At 41.1% G+C, this 19,364-nt stretch carries 22 protein-coding genes; 13 read left to right on the top strand and 9 right to left on the bottom strand.

Features of this window, described 5'->3' with window-relative positions; genetic code table 11:
* Positions 1 to 54: 54 nt before the first annotated feature.
* From htpX to PSE69_RS03440, 3 genes are all read left to right on the top strand, one after another.
* Complete coding sequence (gene htpX, locus PSE69_RS03450; RefSeq protein ID WP_004920393.1) at positions 55 to 936, top strand: protease HtpX; 882 nt, start codon at positions 55 to 57, stop codon at positions 934 to 936.
* 229 nt (positions 937 to 1,165) lie between these two features.
* Positions 1,166 to 1,447 carry a hypothetical protein gene (locus PSE69_RS03445; RefSeq protein WP_004920390.1) on the top strand — a complete coding sequence of 94 codons (282 nt, stop codon included), beginning with the start codon at positions 1,166 to 1,168 and terminating at the stop codon, positions 1,445 to 1,447.
* A 48-nt stretch (positions 1,448 to 1,495) separates the two neighbouring features.
* The gene (locus PSE69_RS03440; protein ID WP_004920387.1) at positions 1,496 to 1,618 is read left to right on the top strand and encodes a hypothetical protein; all 123 of its coding nucleotides are present in this window, start codon (positions 1,496 to 1,498) and stop codon (positions 1,616 to 1,618) included.
* Between the two features lie 6 nt (positions 1,619 to 1,624).
* On the opposite strand, the gene PSE69_RS03435 is transcribed toward PSE69_RS03440, so the two are convergent.
* Positions 1,625 to 1,846: a DUF2594 family protein gene (locus tag PSE69_RS03435; protein WP_014656083.1), complete on the bottom strand. Its 222-nt coding sequence runs from the start codon at positions 1,844 to 1,846 to the stop codon at positions 1,625 to 1,627.
* A gap of 143 nt (positions 1,847 to 1,989) precedes the next feature.
* On the opposite strand from PSE69_RS03435, the gene PSE69_RS03430 reads away from it, so the two are divergent.
* Positions 1,990 to 2,847 (top strand): NAD(P)H-hydrate dehydratase, encoded by an 858-nt coding sequence (locus tag PSE69_RS03430; protein ID WP_060561055.1) that lies wholly within the window; start codon positions 1,990 to 1,992, stop codon positions 2,845 to 2,847.
* Positions 2,848 to 2,947: 100 nt separating this feature from the next.
* Here PSE69_RS03430 and PSE69_RS03425 read toward each other — a convergent pair whose 3' ends face one another.
* Positions 2,948 to 3,169 carry a hypothetical protein gene (locus PSE69_RS03425; protein ID WP_223854892.1) on the bottom strand — a complete coding sequence of 74 codons (222 nt, stop codon included), beginning with the start codon at positions 3,167 to 3,169 and terminating at the stop codon, positions 2,948 to 2,950.
* On the opposite strand from PSE69_RS03425, the gene PSE69_RS03420 reads away from it, so the two are divergent.
* The 3 genes from PSE69_RS03420 (at position 3,081) to PSE69_RS03410 (ending at position 5,066) form a co-directional block, all read left to right on the top strand.
* Positions 3,081 to 4,244 (top strand): sugar transporter, encoded by a 1,164-nt coding sequence (locus tag PSE69_RS03420; protein WP_230494553.1) that lies wholly within the window; start codon positions 3,081 to 3,083, stop codon positions 4,242 to 4,244. The genes PSE69_RS03425 and PSE69_RS03420 overlap by 89 nt on opposite strands.
* 144 nt (positions 4,245 to 4,388) lie before the next feature.
* Complete coding sequence (locus PSE69_RS03415) at positions 4,389 to 4,721, top strand: SMR family transporter (protein ID WP_004920375.1); 333 nt, start codon at positions 4,389 to 4,391, stop codon at positions 4,719 to 4,721.
* Between the two features lie 36 nt (positions 4,722 to 4,757).
* Entirely contained in the window at positions 4,758 to 5,066 is a 309-nt protein-coding gene (locus tag PSE69_RS03410; RefSeq protein ID WP_053109997.1) for a DUF333 domain-containing protein, read from the top strand.
* A gap of 371 nt (positions 5,067 to 5,437) precedes the next feature.
* On the opposite strand, the gene dsbB is transcribed toward PSE69_RS03410, so the two are convergent.
* On the bottom strand, positions 5,438 to 5,959 hold the full coding sequence (dsbB, locus tag PSE69_RS03405; RefSeq protein ID WP_036940423.1) for a disulfide bond formation protein DsbB: 522 nt from the start codon (positions 5,957 to 5,959) through the stop codon (positions 5,438 to 5,440).
* A gap of 239 nt (positions 5,960 to 6,198) precedes the next feature.
* Entirely contained in the window at positions 6,199 to 7,746 is a 1,548-nt protein-coding gene (nhaB, locus tag PSE69_RS03400) for a sodium/proton antiporter NhaB (RefSeq protein WP_004920360.1), read from the bottom strand.
* Between the two features lie 221 nt (positions 7,747 to 7,967).
* Here nhaB and fadR point away from each other — a divergent pair, with 221 nt between their 5' ends.
* The 4 genes from fadR (at position 7,968) to PSE69_RS03380 (ending at position 13,112) form a co-directional block, all read left to right on the top strand.
* The gene (gene fadR / locus PSE69_RS03395; protein ID WP_004920358.1) at positions 7,968 to 8,684 is read left to right on the top strand and encodes a fatty acid metabolism transcriptional regulator FadR; all 717 of its coding nucleotides are present in this window, start codon (positions 7,968 to 7,970) and stop codon (positions 8,682 to 8,684) included.
* A gap of 1,119 nt (positions 8,685 to 9,803) precedes the next feature.
* Positions 9,804 to 11,105, top strand: a complete 1,302-nt coding sequence (locus tag PSE69_RS03390; protein ID WP_004920353.1) for a D-amino acid dehydrogenase — start codon at positions 9,804 to 9,806, stop codon at positions 11,103 to 11,105.
* A gap of 47 nt (positions 11,106 to 11,152) precedes the next feature.
* Positions 11,153 to 12,223, top strand: coding sequence for an alanine racemase (alr, locus tag PSE69_RS03385; RefSeq protein WP_004920349.1), 1,071 nt, complete (start codon positions 11,153 to 11,155; stop codon positions 12,221 to 12,223).
* A 136-nt stretch (positions 12,224 to 12,359) separates the two neighbouring features.
* On the top strand, positions 12,360 to 13,112 hold the full coding sequence (locus PSE69_RS03380; RefSeq protein ID WP_014656076.1) for a MipA/OmpV family protein: 753 nt from the start codon (positions 12,360 to 12,362) through the stop codon (positions 13,110 to 13,112).
* Positions 13,113 to 13,247: 135 nt separating this feature from the next.
* Here PSE69_RS03380 and PSE69_RS03375 read toward each other — a convergent pair whose 3' ends face one another.
* The 3 genes from PSE69_RS03375 to gapA all read right to left on the bottom strand — a co-directional run bounded on the left by PSE69_RS03375 (position 13,248) and on the right by gapA (position 16,117).
* A complete protein-coding gene (locus PSE69_RS03375) occupies positions 13,248 to 13,865 on the bottom strand; it encodes a tetratricopeptide repeat protein (RefSeq protein WP_014656075.1) in 618 nt (205 codons plus the stop codon).
* 202 nt (positions 13,866 to 14,067) lie between these two features.
* Positions 14,068 to 14,949 carry a D-hexose-6-phosphate mutarotase gene (locus PSE69_RS03370; protein WP_004920336.1) on the bottom strand — a complete coding sequence of 294 codons (882 nt, stop codon included), beginning with the start codon at positions 14,947 to 14,949 and terminating at the stop codon, positions 14,068 to 14,070.
* Between the two features lie 172 nt (positions 14,950 to 15,121).
* Complete coding sequence (gene gapA / locus PSE69_RS03365) at positions 15,122 to 16,117, bottom strand: glyceraldehyde-3-phosphate dehydrogenase (RefSeq protein ID WP_004920333.1); 996 nt, start codon at positions 16,115 to 16,117, stop codon at positions 15,122 to 15,124.
* Positions 16,118 to 16,472: 355 nt separating this feature from the next.
* Between gapA and msrB the strand changes: the two genes are divergently transcribed.
* Both msrB and PSE69_RS03355 read left to right on the top strand, forming a co-directional pair.
* Positions 16,473 to 16,886, top strand: coding sequence for a peptide-methionine (R)-S-oxide reductase MsrB (gene msrB / locus PSE69_RS03360; RefSeq protein WP_004920330.1), 414 nt, complete (start codon positions 16,473 to 16,475; stop codon positions 16,884 to 16,886).
* 115 nt (positions 16,887 to 17,001) lie between these two features.
* Positions 17,002 to 17,307 (top strand): YeaC family protein, encoded by a 306-nt coding sequence (locus PSE69_RS03355; RefSeq protein ID WP_004920326.1) that lies wholly within the window; start codon positions 17,002 to 17,004, stop codon positions 17,305 to 17,307.
* 231 nt (positions 17,308 to 17,538) lie between these two features.
* Here PSE69_RS03355 and pncA read toward each other — a convergent pair whose 3' ends face one another.
* Together pncA and ansA are read right to left on the bottom strand one after the other, a co-directional pair.
* Complete coding sequence (gene pncA, locus PSE69_RS03350) at positions 17,539 to 18,195, bottom strand: bifunctional nicotinamidase/pyrazinamidase (RefSeq protein WP_014656074.1); 657 nt, start codon at positions 18,193 to 18,195, stop codon at positions 17,539 to 17,541.
* Positions 18,182 to 19,201, bottom strand: coding sequence for an asparaginase (gene ansA, locus PSE69_RS03345; RefSeq protein WP_004920319.1), 1,020 nt, complete (start codon positions 19,199 to 19,201; stop codon positions 18,182 to 18,184). Before ansA ends, pncA begins: the two co-directional genes overlap by 14 nt.
* Positions 19,202 to 19,364 lie beyond the last annotated feature (163 nt).

Here is a 19,364-nt window from a genome sequence, read left to right as displayed (position 1 = left end):
ATTTATACCCTAAATTCTTCGTGATATTTATTTTTACCAAGGAATCAAAAAAAGATGATGCGAATTGCCTTATTCTTACTCACAAACTTAGCCGTTATGTTTGTGTTTGGGATAATTTTAAGCTTAACAGGTGTTAAAGGGAGCAGTGTTCAAGGCCTGATGATTATGGCTGGCCTATTTGGTTTTGGTGGCGCGTTTATTTCGCTGTTAATGTCAAAATGGATGGCACTTAAATCGGTTGGTGGGGAAGTGATTGAATCGCCCCGCAATGAAACTGAGCAATGGTTAATCAATACGGTAAGCCGCCAAGCTCAGCAAGTGGGTATTCAAATGCCACAGGTTGCGATTTATCATGCGCCGGATATTAACGCATTTGCTACAGGAGCACGTCGTGACGCATCATTAGTAGCGGTTAGCACGGGTTTACTAGAAAATATGAGCCGTGATGAAGCAGAAGCGGTTATTGCTCATGAGATCAGTCATATCGCAAATGGCGATATGGTGACAATGACGCTATTACAGGGTGTTGTGAACACGTTTGTGATCTTTATTTCCCGTATCATCGCTCAATTCGTTTCTGGCTTTATGTCGAGCAATGATGAAGAAAGCGAAAGCAGTAACGGTAACCCAATGGTTTACTTTGCCGTTTCAATGGTATTAGAAATTGTATTCGGTATCTTAGCGAGCATTATTACCATGTGGTTCTCTCGTTATCGTGAATTCCATGCAGATGCTGGTTCAGCGAAGTTGGTCGGTAAAGAAAAAATGATTGCTGCGCTGCAACGTTTGAAAACCAGTTATGAACCACAAGAAGAAGGCCGTTTAATGGCGTTTTGTATCAATGGTCGTGGCAAAGCATTTAGTGAACTTTTCTTGTCACACCCGCCATTAGATAAACGTATTGAAGCGCTACGTTCTGGCGAATATTTGAAATAGTTAAGTTGGCTAATTAGCCATAAAAATTGATGAAAACCCATGGTAGTGAAAAATCTATCATGGGTTTTTTATTATGGGCAAAAATTAATTTAATGCAGATCAAATTAGTGTATTCTTTAAGTGGAATTTCGTAGATTTTCTTTGGGGTCAGGTAGATGAAGGGTCTATGATGAACGAAGAAATGATGAAAATGAGCCTTAACAGAATTAGATAATATTAAGGATATAAAATGGACATACTTGTAAAAACGTTGGTTTTTGGCAATGAGTTTATGACGGTAGAAAATCCAGCGCGCTTAGTTCCCTTTAAATTTGAAATTTACCAATCTCCAACGGGTTTTTATCACCGCATGTATAAAGAAGTAGGAATGTCCGGTGCTAATTTAGGTCAGGCTTTTACTGTATGGGCTTTTGAAGAACAAAAAGCGCACCGTGACCCATCTGGCGAAATAACGTTGGAAAAATATATCCAACATTGCCAAGATATTTATAACGGAAAAGTCAAAGATTAATCTAGAATAAAAAAAGCCCCCTTCATAGAGATTTGAAGGGGGAGCTAAATGAATAAAGAATGGTTTAATTCGAGAGCAAAGATAAATTATTTCGATAAAGGATATTTAGTTATTTGTGCAGTTTTAAGTGTAATTGAACAACAAAGCCCCTTAAATAGCACTTATCGTTAAAATAATCTATTGGCGAAAACCTGCTTTGATCTGTTCAAGCGTATTACGATAAGTCTCAGCTTGTTTTTCATCTTCCATCGATGCAATTTCACGCTCCATTTTAATCAGAATTTTACCTGCATCAGCTTGACCAATTGCTTTGAGCATATGTGCAAGCAGGTTTTTTATACAGGTCACTTCTGCTGCTAATTCATTCACATCAGGTTGAGTTGGAAAATGTGCTTTCATTAATAAAGTATCCTTTAAAAATTCGTGAGTTTGCTAATATTATATCATAGAAAGGTTATAGATTGCGCCATAACATGATGAATTAAGATGAAGAATTCAGATAGGAATTAAAAGGTCGTAATGCAATATCAAAAGGATTAGTGATGTTAACTTCAATAGAAAAACAGTGGCTAGCAGAGCAATTCCCTCTATTTGTTAAGCCTCGACCAGAGCAGAGTCACAAAGGCACGTTTGGAACGCTAAATATTATTGGTGGTAGTGCAGGAATGACCGGCTCTTGCGTACTTGCTGGCGTTGCCGCGCTCAAAAGTGGCTGTGGCAAAGTGATTATTGGGTTTAATCAATCGCCACTCACATTGCAACTTATAGAGCATGCCCCCGAATTAATGTTGCGCCAAGCCAATGAAGTGATAAATGGTGAAACACCAACAGCATGGGTTATTGGTTGTGGTTTAGGTGTATCTTCAGATGCGCAATTATTGATAAATAGAGCATTATCATTTGTTGAACAGCAGCAAAGCGTGTTAATTGATGCTGATGGACTGAATCTACTTGCTCAGATGCCCCTATCTCAAACCTTATCATCACAAACAGTACTCACGCCGCACCCTAAAGAAGCCGCAAGGTTGTTACAAACAACAGTCACGGCGATACAAGCGGATAGGTTGAGTGCCGCGCAACATCTCAGCCAGCGGTTTGGTTGCTGGGCAGTGTTAAAAGGTCACCATACAATAATTTCTGCCCCCAATGGCCAAACTTGGCGCAATGAAACGGGTAATAGTGGGTTAGCTACAGCGGGGAGTGGGGATGTGTTATCAGGGATTATCGGCAGTTTATTGGCGCAATCATTACCCATTGAAGAAGCGGTGAGAGCCGGCGTTTGGTTGCATGGTAAAGCGGCAGACTTACTAATAGAAAAAGGTATAGGCCCTATTGGGTTAACGGCTCATGAAATCATTGATGAGGCGCGAGCTATCAGAAATAGAGCAACTTTTTATTGATGTTCTCGCATTGACTCACTTTAAATACCTGAGAAAAATGTGATACCATTCACATAAATTAGATTGCTTTTCAATCCTTGAAACGAAGCAATATCAAACCTCAGCTTAAATCCAATAACGTGGCTTCTATACCGATCAGCTTTTGATTGGGGGATGGGTTTTTGCTGATATCAACAAAGGCGCAAGCAAAGACAATGACACAGGTTTCTAGAAAAACAGCTTGGATCCGAGTTGTGGCACTAGCGGTCGCCGCATTTGTTTTCAATACCACCGAATTCGTTCCCGTTGCATTACTGAGTGATATTGCGGCGAGTTTTAACATGACAGTAGCCCATACCGGGTTGATGATCACCATTTATGCGTGGGTAGTGGCCATTATGTCATTGCCGCTGATGCTACTTACGAGCAAAATTGAACGGCGTAAGTTATTAGCATTACTATTTATTGTCTTTGTTTTAAGTCATATCCTTTCTGGTTTTGCATGGAATTTTGAAGTTTTGATTGTGGCGAGAGTAGGGGTTGCATTGTCGCATGCGATATTTTGGTCGATCACCGCCTCGTTAGCTATCCGCGTTGCACCTGCGGGTAAAAAGGCTCAAGCGTTAGGTTTATTAGCGACAGGTACTGCGTTAGCAACGGTGTTAGGTTTACCAATAGGGCGTGTTATTGGTCAGTTATTAGGGTGGCGTGTCACTTTCTTATGTATTGGTGCTATCGCATTATTAACCATGATTGCATTGATTCGCTTTTTACCTAAATTGCCGAGTGAGCATTCAGGTTCATTAAAAAGCTTGCCAGTACTTTTTAAACGCCAAGCGTTAGTCGGATTGTTTGTTCTGACGGTCGTGGTCGTCACAGCGCATTTTGCCGCCTACAGCTATATCGAACCTTTTGTTCGCGATATCGCGCTACAGAGCCAAAATTTTGCAACCCTATTATTGCTGATTTTTGGTGTGGCGGGGATTGCGGGGAGTATGATCTTTAGCCGTTATAGTGGTAAATATACACTATCATTTCTACCTGTGGCGATTGCTGTTTTGACGATATGTTTATTATTGTTAATGCCAATCAGTGGTCATGTAAGCTGGCTGGTTATCTTAAGCATATTCTGGGGGATCGCCATCATGTGCGTGGGCTTGGGTATGCAGGTGAAGGTGATTGATCTTGCACCGGATGCCACTGACCTTGCAATGGCAATCTATTCGGGGATCTTCAATATTGGTATCGGTGGTGGTGCTTTGCTCGGTAACCAAGTGATTGTGCATATGGGGATGGCAAGTATCGGTTATGTGGGGGCGATATTTGGCTTGATCTCATTAATTTGGTGTACTTTTATATTTAGACGCTATAGCGCGTCATTTCGCGAACAAGTTAAAACAGCGCCAATGGCACACTAAATAAACTAATTAACATGTTTAATCCCCTGTAATAGTAATGATTCTATTGCAGGGTATTTTTTTATATTTGGTCATTACAGCAATTGATAACTATGCTAAATTTCTTAGCATTTTGATAAAGTTAGATAATAAAAAGGTGACTTAATGAAGGGGCTAGGTTTTTTATTGATGTCTATAGTCGCAGAAGTGATTGCTACAACGACATTAAAGGCATCAGATGGTTTTAGTCGTTTTTGGCCATCGTTGATTGTCGTCATTGGGTATGCGGTCTCTTTTTGGGGATTATCCCAAGTGGTTAAATTGATCCCTTTAGGGATAGCTTATGCAATTTGGTCCGGTTTAGGCATTGTACTCGTTTCGGTCGCTGCAATATTTATTTATCAACAGAAACTCGATTTACCTGCAATTATTGGTATGCTATTAATCATAGTCGGTGTTTTGGTCATCAATCTGTTTTCTAAAAGCAGTGTTCACTGATTCAGGGAACAGAAACAGTTATGGATGGGGATTAGGATGAATCGAAAAAAAAGCAGTCTGCTTAAGGTTACTTTTTGGAATAGCCTATTCGTTGGTAGTCTGTTTGTTTTAGCAGGTTGTGGGAGTTCAGAAACCATAAATACGGCACATCATGTCGATCGCTCAGCTTCCCAATATGCGCAACAGGTGGTTAATTTAGGGCCTCAAGCGCAAGAAGCGTGTGTTTCTGCGGGTGGATTACCTTCATTAAACCTAGAATTGAATGGTGCCCAAACCGCCGTTTGTCAATTTGCTAATGGTAAACGTTGTGCCGCTGATGTCATACTTACAGGCAGTTGTATTTAGTTAAATTCCCTCAGATAAAAAGTCCATCACGCATCATGTTGGGCTTTTTTATATCAATTTTGTAGTTAACCCATTTGTTGAGTTTATTTCCACGTTTCGCTTCCTTGCTTTTCATTTAAATGATAAAGCGCACGCAATTATCTAAATAATGCGGGTAATTTCGGCTGTTATTTATTTAAAAATCGTTGGCAGTAGGTCGGCTATTTTTAGCTAGGGGGATGAATGCAGCGCATGAGTGGATAAAACAGAATGAGTTTTTATTTTTTAATCTAGATGCCATGATAAGAAGTGGCTCCCAATGGCATTCATCGGGAGCCATCGCATTAGCGCCTGCCAATGCGCTTTATAGGACGCGAATTGTACTATTTACGCTATGCTTTTTTGTGTGATGGAAAAAATTGGCTGATAGCGACAATGATAGCCACTAAAAGATAAGCTGCATAAATACCAATTAGCCATTGTGGCATATCTAACCCTAAGAAATCCCATTGCCTAACCGTACAGTCACCCGTTGCTTCAAAGACAGCAGGCGCCCATTTATCTAATGGTAACCACTCGGGGAAATTGACGAAGAAATCACATGATGCAAATGGTGAAGGGTTGAGTTGCAGCATGGTATGCTCCCAAGCAAGATCTAAACCGCGCCATGCAGCGTAGCCCCAAATAATGATGGCAACCCAACGTAAAGCGATTTTGCGTGGCGCTATTGCGCCAATTAACCCTGCAATCATAATGCCAAACAGTGCAACACGTTCATAGATGCACATGACACAAGGCTGCAATTTCATAATGTGCTGAAAATAGAGCGCTGCACATTCAAGCATAAACGCAATAAAGGCCATTAACAGCCAAGCGCCTCGTCCTTGTGAGCAGTAGTTAAAGAATCTGAACATACTTTACTTCCCTAAATTAATGGTACGCACATTTTGCCCCTATTGGTAAGACAAAAAAAGGTGCCAGAGAATAATTATGCGATTTTAAATAAGCCTTTACCTAACATTACAAACTAAACCATTTTATTTGTAATTTCAAATAAGGAGTAATGCCGAATTAGGGGGATAGAGTAAACAAAAGCTACTCCATCTGACGATGTGAGTAGCTTTGAATATAGGTGAGTTGGTGGTGATTAAACTTAAGGTAGGCTAATCCAACCTAAGCTTTCTAACCAGTGTGTGACAGGTATTAACCAAAACTCAACACCGATTAACCCAACCACAGTCATGACGACGGTATAAGGTAAAGCCATCCATACCATGCGGCCATAGGAGAGGCGAATTAATGGCGATAATGCAGACGTCAGCAGGAATAGGAAAGCCGCTTGCCCATTTGGCGTGGCAACCGACGGAAGGTTGGTTCCCGTATTAATGGCAACGGCGAGTAACTCGTACTGATGGTGTGAAATTAGCCCTTCACTTGATGCCTTTAATGCCTCGGTAATATAGACAGTACCGACGAAGACGTTATCTGAAACAGCGGAAAGAAGACCGTTGAATAGATAGAACAAGGAGAGTTGTGATGATTCAGACGATTGCAATACAAATTGAATAAATGGTGTAAATAGCTGCTGGTCGATGATCACCGCTACGACGGAGAAAAAGACGGTCAGTAGTGCGGTAAAGGGCAATGCTTCCTCAAACGCCTTACCTAAGGCATGCTCTTCTGTAATGCCACAGAAGGCGGTGGTTAATACGATGACGGATAAACCGATAAGCCCGACCTCAGCGAGGTGGAAGGCAAGGGCGACGATTAACCAAATACCAATCAAGCCTTGCACAATAAGTTGTGCTTTCTCTTTTTGTGTCCGTTTAGTGCTATTTTTTTGGTCATGATCAGTCAGGACTTGGCGAACGGTTGCAGGTAATTCCGCCCCATATCCAAATAATTTAAATTTTTCGACCAAAAAACACACAATTAAACCACACGCAAAAACAGGTAATGTAATGGGGGCCATACGTATAAAGAAAGTCACGAAATCCCAATCGACATGCTTAGCAATAATCAGGTTTTGGGGTTCACCAACCATAGTCATGACTCCCCCTAATGCTGTACCGATACCGGCATGCATCATGAGGCTGCGCAAGAAAGCTCTAAATTGCTCAAGTGTTTGTTTCTTCTCAGCCGTATCGATATAACTGTCATTTTGTAGATCAGTATTGCTGTGTTGGCTAGAAGCGTATTGATGATAGATAGAATAGAAACCGATGGAGACGCTAATCACAACGGCGATAACAGTGAGTGCATCTAAAAAAGCAGATAAGAAGGCACTTGCTAAGCAGAAAGCTAATGACAACGTACGTTTAGAACGAACATTCAGTAACAGTTTGGTGAAGACGAACAACAACAGTTGTTTCATAAAATAGATACCGGCGACCATAAAGATCAGCAGCAGTATGACTTCCAAATTGTTACTGATCTCATGAGAGATCTGTTTTGGGGTTGTCATGCCAATGATGACGGCTTCAATGGCTAAAAGCCCACCGGGTTGCAGCGGATAGCATTTGAGTGCCATGGCGAGGGTAAAGATAAATTCTACTACAAGTAACCACCCGGCGATGAACGGGCTGACAAAATAAAATACCAGTGGATTGATAATTAGAAATATTATTATTGCGAGCTTATACCAATCTGGAGAATTCCCTAGAAAATTTTTTAAAAAAGCTCTTTTTACACTAAAATCCATTATGAATTGTTTTCCTCTTACTTGATGTATTGTACAGTAAATTCACATACTACTCTTATCTTTTACATAAATTAAGTCTGATCAGTAATAGATAATATATTCATTATATGGGAGTTTATGATTGGTTTTGTTGTTTATGTGGGGTCTAACTATCTCAATTTACGACAATCTGGTATGATTTCTATAATAATCCGTCTGAAAATGTTTGGAATAATAAAAATATGGTCATAAAAGCTCAAAGTCCTGCAGGGTTTGCGGAAGAGTATATTATTGAGAGCATCTGGAACAATCGCTTTCCACCAGGGTCGATTTTACCTGCTGAACGGGAACTCTCGGAGTTAATTGGTGTAACACGTACGACGCTTCGTGAAGTATTACAGCGTTTAGCGCGTGATGGTTGGTTGACGATACAACATGGCAAACCAACCAAAGTGAACAATTATTGGGAGACTTCAGGCCTGAATATTCTTGAAACCTTAGCAAGGTTAGATCATGACCGTGTGCCACAACTGATTGATAATTTGCTAGCGGTGAGAACCAATATCGCTGCTATTTTTATCCGTACTGCTTTTCGTCAAAACCCTGAAAAATCATTGGAAGTTTTGTCTGAGCGTGAGAAGGTCGAAGATAACGCAGATGCGTTTAGTGCCTTAGATTACAATATATTCCGCGGGTTGGCTTTCGCGTCGGGTAACCCTATTTATGGCTTGATTATTAATGGCTTAAAAGGGCTTTATACCCGTGTTGGTCGTTACTATTTCTCTAACCCGGAAGCACGACGCCTTGCGCTCAATTTCTATCAACAATTGTCAAACTTATGCCGCGAACAAGCGTACGATCGTATTATGGAATCCGTTAGAAATTACGGTAAAGAAAGTGGTACGATTTGGCATAGTATGCAAGGGAATATGCCTAACGACCTCGCAAATGCGCGCTAACCATTCCGCGCATCCTAATTTTAACTCACGTTACTGTATGATGTCTGAAGCCAGTTTGTGCTATTAACCAACTGGCCTTTTGGCTGTCAGAAAACCAGAAATTGCAAGTGACTTGGTCAGCTACTGAATATTGCCTGACGCTTTTTTGGGCACACATGATATGGGGTATTCAATATTGAGAGCAATATTTTCTGCTTGAGTGATCATTTCGGGTGATTGTGGCTTTATATCAGGATAATAACATTGAAATAGTACTTTGCTATGGATTGTTTCGACAGCCTCACATTCAGTATGGCAAGTGAGCAGAGGGCGAATGCTAAAACAAATTTTTCCCTCGTGCTCCACTTTAAAATGTTTAAATGATATGCAATCTGAATCTGCTACACTGCGATTGGTCATTAAACAGGATATTACGATTAAAATAAGAAATGGTCGTTTTTTTATCATGCTCCCTCCGTCAGATTTTATTAATTGACTGCTGACTTTAGCAGCTAATTTCACGTGGTAACATTTTGATTTATAGTAATAATTAACGTTTATTAACGTTCGTTTCTATATTGTTTTATACATTGTGGATTCAATAAGATAGAGAAAGAGGCGTTTTCAGCAGACTGAGACCCAGAAGGCTTATACTTTGTAAATCTGATTCATCCAATACGAGAAAAGAGCAAAAACCATTTTTGCGATAAAAATGGGTAATTGTTTTTGTGCTTGAAATCACTAAATTATCTACAATTCTGAAATAAAAAAATCAACAAGATTATAATTCATTTTAAGGTAAATTTGTGCATTTATTTCCTATGTTATTGCATGGAAATAACATATATTAAAAAATAGGTCATCAAAATAATATACCAACAAGATAGTATAAAACTCTAAATTAACGTATGAAAAAATAATTCAATCGAAATTAATTTTCTATTAATTGTCTGTTTTTATTCTATTTTTAACTATTCAATTAGAAATGGGTACTAGCATTTAAATCTGAGGTGTAAAGTAATTGTAACTGTTTTTGAATTAATTGTCTGAATTGTTAAAAGTGTTAATTAACCATATTGGAAAATGAATACTAGAATATTATTCTAATGAAAATATTCGTGCTAAGCAGCAGGGGGAGTGATGAAAGTTTTGGTCTTAGGTGCGGGGGTCATCGGTGTTACTACAGCTTGGTATTTAGCACAAGAAGGGCATGAAGTGACCGTATTAGATAGGCAAATGGATGTTGCTGAAGAGACGAGTGCGGGTAATGCTGGACAAATTTCCCCGGGCTATGCGACTCCATGGGGTGCCCCAGGGATCCCATTAAAAGCGGTTAAATGGATGTTCGAAAAGCACGCTCCATTAGCCATCAGGCCTGACGGCACATTATTCCAATTACGTTGGATGTGGCAAATGCTTAAAAATTGCGATATTCAACATTATGCGATGAATAAGAGCCGTATGGTGCGGATAGCGGAGTATAGCCGTGATTGTATTCGCCAATTACGTGCAGATACAGGGATTAGTTATGAAGGCCGTCAAGGTGGAACATTGCAACTGTTTAGGACCGAAAAGCAGTTTGATAATGCCGCCAATGATATCGCTGTCTTACAGAAAGAAGGCGTACCATACGAGCTGTTGACCGCCAATGAGTTAGCGAAAGCGGAGCCTGCACTTGAATATGTGAAGGATAAATTGACGGGGGGATTACGTTTACCTAATGACGAAACGGGTGATTGCCAACAATTTACTAAGAAACTGGCGAAAATGGCCCAAGATGCGGGGGTTAAATTCCAGTTTGGTCGTCATGTTGAACAGATCCTGACGGATGGCAATAAAGTGAGTGGTATTCGTTGTGATGGTGAAATATTACAAGCGGATCGCTATGTAGTTGCGATGGGCTCATATTCCACATCATTACTGCATAATTTAGTGAAAATACCCGTTTATCCATTAAAAGGGTATTCATTAACAATGCCAATTATTAATGCTGAGCGCGCACCGACATCAACAGTTTTGGATGAAACTTATAAGATCGCAGTAACGCGCTTTGATGACCGCATTCGTGTTGGGGGCATGGCAGAAGTGGTTGGCTTTAATTTGGATGTGCTGAAAAAACGCTGCGAAACATTGAAGATGGTAGTACAAGATCTCTATCAAGGTGGCGGTGATATTTCTCAAGCGACGTTTTGGACGGGGCTTAGACCTATGACGCCAGATGGAACGCCGATAGTCGGCCCAACGGCTTATAGCAATTTATATTTAAATACGGGACATGGAACGCTAGGTTGGACGATGGCATGTGGTTCAGGTAAGTTATTAGCTGATCTGATTTCAGGGAATAAGCCTGACATTGCATCCGACGATTTATCGGTATTTAGATATATTGATGGCTTTAATACAAAATTAACCCATAGTGGTGATTTATCGCCTGCGCGTTGAGCAATTGGCTGAAAAATATTCGGATAGTATAAAAAGAAGGAAGAGATATGCCTCGCCCAATCAGTGCGGTAATTCATCTGCAAAATTTTACTCATAATTTGTCCGTAGTTCGTCAGCACGTTGGGCATGCAAAAATATGGTCTGTCATGAAGGCAGACGCTTATGGTCACAGTATTAAACATGTGTGGAAAGCACTGGCGGCATCGGATGGCTTCGCGATTTTAGATCTAAATGAAGCCATTTTATTGCGTGAACAAGGTTGGAAGGGGCCTATTTTGTTATTGGAGGGCTTTTTCCAGCCTGATGATTTAAAAGTCATAGATCAATACCAATTGACTACGGCGGTGCACAGTTATTGGCAATTGGATGCGATTGAAAATAGGCACTTTCAAAATCCCATCTCCGTGTATGTCAAACTAAATAGCGGAATGAATCGCTTAGGTTTTGAGCCGCCGGAATATGCTCAAGTGGTGCATAGATTGTCTGCAATGGAAAATGTAGAGACGGTCACCTTAATGACACATTTTGCGAATTCGGATTTATCGACAGGCACAGATAAACCTCATGCGATAATTAAACAGTTTATCGATGGTCAGTTTCCTGTCTGTATTGCCAATTCAGGGGCGACGTTATGGCACCCAAAGACCCATTATGATTGGGTTCGCTCTGGTGTGATCTTATATGGCGCATCGCCAAGTGGTCGTTGGCAAGACATTGCGGATAAAGATTTACGTGCGACAATGACATTGCAATCACAAATTATTGCAACACATGAGATTGCAGCTGGGGAATCTATTGGTTATGGCAGTAAATTTACAGCACCTTACCCAATGAAGATAGCCACGGTCGCCTGTGGTTATGCGGATGGCTATCCACGTCATGCGCCAACAGGCACCCCCATTTGGTTAAATGGAACGCGTTGTCCTCTATTAGGAACTGTTTCAATGGATATGCTAACAATAGATGTTAGCGAATGCCCAACTGCTAAGATTGGTGATCGCGTTGAGCTATGGGGTAAAAACTTACCGATAGACGACGTTGCTCAGGCGGCAGGCACTATTGGTTATGAATTGATGTGCGCGTTGGCGAAAAGAGTACCAGTCGTATATGAAAATTAGAATGATTGTGTAAACAGTATTAGACATGGTTATAAATTTAACTAAAAATGTGATCAGTCGTGGGAGTGTTTTGGCTAAAGAGCACATCAAGGTATGATGCGCACTATTGTTCAATCTTCTAATATTTCAGGTTAATATGCGTAAAACAATCAAATTAACATCACTTGCTGTCGCATTAGGTTTATTATCCTCCGCAACTATGGCTGGAACTTGGTCTGTAGGGGGTTCGGTTTTGGCGCAATCAACACCTTATAAAGGTATAAAATCGAAAGACTATGTTACGCCAGTACCGATTGTTAACTATGAAGGTGAAAACTTCTATTTTCGTACGTTAGCAGTAGGTTACTACTTGTGGAATGACCAAGAGGATCAACTTTCGCTTGATGCTTATTATTACCCTCAATTCTTCAAACCGAAAGATAACGACGACCGTGATATGCGTGAGCTTGATCGTCGCCGCGATACGGTAATGGGGGGCTTGACGTACAAACACAAAGCCGATTGGGGAACAATCCGTACCGTTGCGTCGGGGGATATGTTAGGGATCAGTAATGGTTTGCGTGCAGAAGTTGCTTACCTTTATGGTTTCTATGGCGACAATTGGTCGTTAGTTCCAGGTGTAGGTATCAAGTGGGATAGCAAAAATCAAAACCGCTATGAGTATGGTGTCTCTTCAAAAGAGTCGCGTAATAGTGGTTTAGCTCGCTATCGTCCGGGTGATAGCTGGACTCCATATGTTGAATTATCAGGTAACTATAAGTTCAATGATAATTGGAGTGCCTTTGCAATGGGGCGTATTGACCGTCTGCCAAATGAAGTGAAAGATAGTCCAATGGTTAATAAATCAGTTTCTGCAATTGTTTGGAGTGGGGTAACTTATACCTTCTAATTGCTAGCCATGACTTGACAAAAAATCCCAAAATGCGCTTTGTGCTTTTGGGATTTTTTATTGGTATTTGAACAGGGCACGAATAGTTGCTGACATGGTTGATTATGGCGAACTTGCTGGTGGTAGATGGCTATTTTAGTCAGGATCTTTATAAATATCGCAAGGATAATCGGGGAGGTAGGATAAGACGTGAGCGATCTTGGCTTTTGCAAAATACTCATAAGCTTTTGCATAATCTTTGGTAACCCCCATGCCATTTTCGTACATTCGGCCTAAATAGAGATAGGCATCTTCATTATGTTGTGCAGCCGCTTTATGGTACAGCTCTAGAGCTATTGTATAATTTTGGCCAATTGCATGACCATGTTGATACATGAAACCAAGCATAGCCTGAGCATCGGGAATCCCATTATCAGCCGCTTTTTTAATCCAAGCAAACGCTTTAAGCCAATCTGTATCAACAACTTTTCCGTCATAATAGTGCAGTCCTAAAACATACTGTGATTTAGCACAACCTTGTTCTGCTGACATCTTTATCCAGCGATAAGTTTCTTCAGGTTGCCTTAGATACCGTGTGTTCCATGACGCGACGCTAAATTGTGCTTCGGCATCACCATTAACCGCATCTTCGCATACCTGTTTTGGCATATCTCTCATCCAACTATTACTATATTTTTTATATAAGTCGTCACAGTAGTTGGCAGAGACGGCAATAGGGGCAGACAATAATAATAACAAGGTGTACTTATTCATTGAGTTCATTTTTTAGTGGGATAGAAATCAATACTTATCTTAAATTTAATTATTGATGCTTTACAATGTGTAGACGGTTTTTATATCACGTACTATTTCGTTGGAGAGAAAAGGTATATGAAGAAGTGCTGCTTGCGCATCCTTAGTGACGTAACAGCATGATGAGGCGAGAAAAGAGCCCGCCTCATCGCGGAGGTCACTATCAGTCTTGTGGCTTATTATCGCGTGTCATCATAACGAGAGAAAGGCGAGCGGGGTGCTGATTTTCACTTTTCATCGGTTGATTAATGCGCGCCGTTTCAACACAAACCATCTGTTTGTAGCCATTGTTTGGCATATCTTGCATGCTACATGACAATTCAGCCCATGGGTTCCAACATACAACGTCAGAGTTATGGTAATGGTGTATTTCAATGGTTCGTGACCAGCTATCATCACGGATCAAACTATATTCCTCTGGCTCAGAGTAAATTCTGTCGGTATGGCTATTAATTTTTAGCGGCTTATCTTCATAAACTTCACGGTCACTGACTTTATCAAAGTAGTGGCCACCTAAACCGTATACCGTGGTTTTTTGGATATCACCAATATTGAGGTAAGTGTGCATTGCGGCTGTGGTTTCAAAATCACCATAGCTTTCTAATTCTAACTCACAGGTCTCACCGAGTTTCATTCGCAATATCAATGTAAACTCATGTGGCCATAGTTTGCGTGTATATTCGTTATCTGTCAGAGTGAAGGTGAGGATCACGCCATCTTCATGTTCATTATGTGCAGTAAATTGCCACGGTAAAATGCGGGCGAAACCATGACTTGGGCTACCTGCGGGGCCAAACCAAGGCCAGCAAATAGGGATACCCCCACGAATGGCTGTACCTGCTTTGAAAGCACTTTCACTGCTTAGCCAGATGCACGGTTTTTGACCACAAGGTTGCCAATCGATTAATTGTGCACCTTGAATACTAACGGCACCACGCACTTTAGGATGCGAAACAATAATTAAGGGTAATTCACCCAATTGGCGTTGGCTAATGTAGGCTGAAAGTTGCTTAATCACCGGTAAAGCAAAGAGTTTATCGTGCATAATTATTTGCCTGTGAATAGAGAAACAGTGAATACAAATAGGTTAGCAGAACTTAGGAAAACCGTCATTCACTCTAAGAGGTAAGTGAGGGGCTCCTGACAATTTAGGAGCGAATAAAAGCAAAAGAGCCGCCTAAAGGCGGCTCAAATTAACCATAAAACGCTAATAACTCTTATTTAGAGATGTGAGCGATCAGGTCTAGAACTTTGTTTGAATAACCTGTTTCGTTGTCATACCAAGAAACCAGTTTTACAAAGTTGTCGTTCAGTGCGATACCTGCTTTAGCATCGAATACTGAAGTCAGTTTTTCACCGTTGAAGTCAGTTGATACAACGTCATCTTCAGTGTAACCCAGAACACCTTTCAGCTCGCCCGCAGCCGCTTCTTTGATAGCGTCACAGATTTGAGCGTAAGTGGCTGGTTTTTCCATACGTACAGTTAAGTCAACAACTGAAACGTTTGGAGTAGGAACACGGAAAGACATACCAGTCAGTTTGCCATTCAACTCAGGAATAACTTTACCTACCGCTTTAGCAGCACCAGTTGAAGATGGGATGATGTTTTGAGAAGCACCACGACCACCACGCCAGTCTTTGTGAGAAGGACCATCAACAGTTTTTTGAGTTGCTGTTGTTGCGTGAACAGTCGTCATCAGACCTTCGATAATGCCGAATTTGTCATTGATAACTTTAGCCAGAGGTGCCAAGCAGTTAGTTGTACAAGAAGCGTTAGAAACGATTTCTTGACCTGCATAGCTCTTATGGTTAACACCCATAACGAACATTGGCGTGTCGTCTTTTGAAGGGCCAGTCAGAACAACTTTTTTCGCGCCTGCTTGGATGTGTTTACGTGCAGTTTCATCAGTTAAGAAGATACCTGTTGCTTCTGCAACAACGTCAACACCAACTTCGTTCCACTTCAGGTTTGCAGGATCTTTCTCTGCAGTGACGCGAATTTTTTTGCCATTTACAACTAGGTGACCATCTTTAACTTCAACAGTACCGTTGAAACGACCGTGAGTAGAGTCATATTTCAGCATGTATGCCATATAGTCTGCATCGAGCAGGTCGTTGATAGCAACGATTTCGATATCAGAACGCTCTTGTGCAGCACGGAAAACGATACGGCCAATACGACCAAAACCATTAATACCTACTTTGATAGTCATAGTATTTCCACCAGCTATTTATTCGTGAATTAAGTTGTAGTTAAAGTTACCAAAACCTTGCCAGCCGTCAAGCGGAATCGTGTCAATTATTGAAAAAAATCAAAACAACTCGCACTAATTGCTTACTTGTCAGCCACTTTAGAGGCAAATACATCCGCACGTATTATCGGGATTGTGCGGGATAATGAAACCTGCTATCAGTGATATATGTGAAACTCGTCACAAATCAAAACACAAAGCACTATGTTAATTAGTTTAGAATATCTTTATAAAACGTGTTGTTAATTTTTTGTTGCACCGAATGGGGGTATTCTTAGCTTAATACCACTCAGTTATTTCAATATTTGGGTTTGATATGACAGATAAAAGTAAGCAACCGATTGATATCTCGGAGCTAAATGATATTCAGCAATATGTCACTCAGCAGGCAGGGACCGAGCGTCCGTTCACTGGCGTGTTATTGCATAATCGTAAAGATGGGGTGTATGAATGCCTGTGTTGTGGTACACCACTTTTTCTATCAGACACTAAATTTGATGCGGGGTGCGGGTGGCCGAGTTTTTATCAACCAATGACTGAAGATGCGATTAAGTATATCGAAGATTTCTCCCATGGAATGCATCGGATTGAAGTGCGTTGTCAAAATTGTAATGCCCACTTAGGACATGTGTTTCCTGATGGTCCACAACCAACGGGGCAACGTTACTGCATTAATTCAGCATCATTAAGTTTTATCGATGAGAAAACTGGCGAAAAGACCCGTGGATAGGGTGCTGAAGCTAGCTGACGCTGAAAACTAAATTAAGCAATATCGATTCAGCTAAGTTGAAATAGATAATATGTCAAATGAACTACTAACTGGGTCTCTTTGAAGGAGTTGTGAAGTGAGTGTAAATTTAGAGCCAGAGCAATTAGAGCAACTGTTATCAGTGATGACCCCTGAAATTTATCAGCGTTTGGTGACAGCCGTTGAATTAGGAAAATGGCCTGATGGTGTCGCATTAACCCCTGAGCAAAAAGAGCATAGCTTACAGATGGTGATGTTATGGCAGTCTCGTCATAATCATGATCCTGAACATATGACCATTGGTACGGATGGGCAGATCACGATGAAAAGTAAGCAGGAACTTAAATCGATGTTTCAAGGGGAAATGTTGGCAACCTTGAAGCCACAAAATAAAGACGAATAATCGCAATTAGAGGCAGGCGACAGGCGAAATAACACGCTAGGCATACAGAAAAACGAAATGAACAGTGTGCCTTGTCGCCGTGGTTGAAAATGGCGCAATCAGCGTTGATAAAACATGGATATGGGGGAGAGGTACTCGCGTGTGCTTTTTATTCAATCTATGTCAAACAACCAATAGTGTTAGCGACTAGCCAATACCTTGCCTTAAAAGGGCAAGGTACGTCGTTGTTAATTATTGCAGAGAATCGGTGGTGAGTAGGGTCGCCCCTTTTTGTGACATCTCGGCTAATGCGAGTTCACTATCCATTGCGGATAAATTTACGCCTCGGCAACCATCGGTAAGTACATCAACGTTATATCCCAGCTTTAACGCATCAAGTACCGTGAATTTGACACAATAATCGGTCGCTATCCCCATAATGAATAATTGGGTAATTTGTTGCTCTTGTAACCAAGCGTGTAATCGCGTCTGGCTTACTTTATCATTGTCGAAAAAAGCACTGTAGCTGTCTACTTGCGGATTTTCACCCTTCGTAAAAACTTCACAAATGGCATCTCGGTTGAGTTCCGGATGAAACTCAGCGCCAACTTCCCCTTGAACGCAATGAACGGGCCACCACACTTGGGGAATGCCATTAAGCGTACCAATGTCACCAACTTGTGTTCCTGAATTAACAGCAAAGCTCAGGTGATTAGCGGGGTGCCAGTCTTGACTAGCGATAATCGGAATATTTTGTCGTTGGCATAGCTCTATCGCCTTATTCGCTGTTTTTATTACCGTTTCACTATCGGCGACAGCAAGGGCACCACCTGTACAAAAATCATTTTGTAGATCAACTAACAGTAAAGCGGATTTAACTAAATCCTCATTTGGCTTATTCATCGGCATAGCTGAGTTCACCTCTAAGATTATGTTGCATTAATTCCCGAACATGTGCCGGTGTATATTCTTGACTAAGTAAGTAATGTAACTTACTCAATGCAGCTTCAAATGTCATATCAAATCCACTGATAACGCCTGCCTCGGCAAGTGCATGTCCTGTCGCATAGCCTTCCATATTGACTCGACCTGAAATGCACTGTGTCAGATTTACCACAATAATGCCTCGGTTTGTAGCATCATGGAGAATTTTCAGTAATTCAGGGCGTTGTGGGGCATTTCCGACACCATAGGAGCGTAAAATCAGAGCTTTTACAGGTTGTTGGAGTATGTTACGTACAATTTCAATAGACAGTCCGGGATAGAGCATAACGACACCAATCGGTTGTGGTGTGATCCGGTGGCAGATTAATGGGCCAACACCGATTGGGGCTGGGCAGGTATTAAAAGTACGAATATGAATACCTGCTTCCATTAATGGTGGACAGTTGGGGGAAGTGAACGCATCGAAACCATCGGCATGCGATTTTACGGTGCGGTTTCCTCGATACAGTTTATTGTTAAAGAACAAACCGACCTCATTAATGGGGTAATTCGCAGCGAGATATAAGGCATTAAGTAGATTAGTTTGGCCGTCTGAACGCAATGCCTCTAAGGGGATTTGTGACCCTGTCACAATTACAGGCTTACGTAGGTTCTCTAGCATAAATGATAATGCTGATGCCGTATAAGCCATTGTGTCAGTGCCATGTAAGATAACAAAGCCATCATACAGCGCATAGTTTTCACTGATATCATCGGCAATGATTTGCCAATCTTCTGGCGTAATATCAGAGGAGTCGATTAAAGGCTGGTGTTCTTTGATGGTAAACTCAGGCATTTCAGGGCGATGGAACTCGGGCATTTTAGCTAATTGGGCCTGAAGGTGCCCTGAAACTGGAATATAACCTTGTGGGGAGTGGCGCATACCAATGGTTCCGCCAGTATACACAACATAAATCGATTTCTTCTGCATTGAGTTACCTAATGTTCGACGAATAGCATGAATAACAATATAAGCAGCTATTACTATCCTTTGTTTTATATGAAGATATAACAATTTTGACTCATTTAATTATTGTTATCTACTGTTTAAGTGGGATTTGCGAGAGGAGAGGCAAGATAAATAGAGGGTTCCC

It is taken from the genome of Providencia sp. PROV122, assembly GCF_028482365.1.
Lineage (GTDB): Bacteria > Pseudomonadota > Gammaproteobacteria > Enterobacterales > Enterobacteriaceae > Providencia > Providencia stuartii.
This window is presented reverse-complemented; position numbering and strand designations above follow the sequence as displayed.

What these genes read in the sequence shown, in the direction of transcription:
- htpX (WP_004920393.1), top strand. Translation starts at nt 55, where the DNA reads ATGATGCGAATTGCCTTATTCTTACTCACAAACTTAGCCGTTATGTTT.
- PSE69_RS03445 (WP_004920390.1), top strand. Translation starts at nt 1,166, where the DNA reads ATGGACATACTTGTAAAAACGTTGGTTTTTGGCAATGAGTTTATGACG.
- PSE69_RS03440 (WP_004920387.1), top strand. Translation starts at nt 1,496, where the DNA reads ATGAATAAAGAATGGTTTAATTCGAGAGCAAAGATAAATTATTTCGAT.
- PSE69_RS03435 (WP_014656083.1), bottom strand. Translation starts at nt 1,846, where the DNA reads ATGAAAGCACATTTTCCAACTCAACCTGATGTGAATGAATTAGCAGCA.
- PSE69_RS03430 (WP_060561055.1), top strand. Translation starts at nt 1,990, where the DNA reads ATGTTAACTTCAATAGAAAAACAGTGGCTAGCAGAGCAATTCCCTCTA.
- PSE69_RS03425 (WP_223854892.1), bottom strand. Translation starts at nt 3,169, where the DNA reads ATGTTAAAACTCGCCGCAATATCACTCAGTAATGCAACGGGAACGAAT.
- PSE69_RS03415 (WP_004920375.1), top strand. Translation starts at nt 4,389, where the DNA reads ATGAAGGGGCTAGGTTTTTTATTGATGTCTATAGTCGCAGAAGTGATT.
- PSE69_RS03410 (WP_053109997.1), top strand. Translation starts at nt 4,758, where the DNA reads ATGAATCGAAAAAAAAGCAGTCTGCTTAAGGTTACTTTTTGGAATAGC.
- dsbB (WP_036940423.1), bottom strand. Translation starts at nt 5,959, where the DNA reads ATGTTCAGATTCTTTAACTACTGCTCACAAGGACGAGGCGCTTGGCTG.
- nhaB (WP_004920360.1), bottom strand. Translation starts at nt 7,746, where the DNA reads ATGGATTTTAGTGTAAAAAGAGCTTTTTTAAAAAATTTTCTAGGGAAT.
- fadR (WP_004920358.1), top strand. Translation starts at nt 7,968, where the DNA reads ATGGTCATAAAAGCTCAAAGTCCTGCAGGGTTTGCGGAAGAGTATATT.
- PSE69_RS03390 (WP_004920353.1), top strand. Translation starts at nt 9,804, where the DNA reads ATGAAAGTTTTGGTCTTAGGTGCGGGGGTCATCGGTGTTACTACAGCT.
- alr (WP_004920349.1), top strand. Translation starts at nt 11,153, where the DNA reads ATGCCTCGCCCAATCAGTGCGGTAATTCATCTGCAAAATTTTACTCAT.
- PSE69_RS03380 (WP_014656076.1), top strand. Translation starts at nt 12,360, where the DNA reads ATGCGTAAAACAATCAAATTAACATCACTTGCTGTCGCATTAGGTTTA.
- PSE69_RS03375 (WP_014656075.1), bottom strand. Translation starts at nt 13,865, where the DNA reads ATGAATAAGTACACCTTGTTATTATTATTGTCTGCCCCTATTGCCGTC.
- PSE69_RS03370 (WP_004920336.1), bottom strand. Translation starts at nt 14,949, where the DNA reads ATGCACGATAAACTCTTTGCTTTACCGGTGATTAAGCAACTTTCAGCC.
- gapA (WP_004920333.1), bottom strand. Translation starts at nt 16,117, where the DNA reads ATGACTATCAAAGTAGGTATTAATGGTTTTGGTCGTATTGGCCGTATC.
- msrB (WP_004920330.1), top strand. Translation starts at nt 16,473, where the DNA reads ATGACAGATAAAAGTAAGCAACCGATTGATATCTCGGAGCTAAATGAT.
- pncA (WP_014656074.1), bottom strand. Translation starts at nt 18,195, where the DNA reads ATGCCGATGAATAAGCCAAATGAGGATTTAGTTAAATCCGCTTTACTG.
- ansA (WP_004920319.1), bottom strand. Translation starts at nt 19,201, where the DNA reads ATGCAGAAGAAATCGATTTATGTTGTGTATACTGGCGGAACCATTGGT.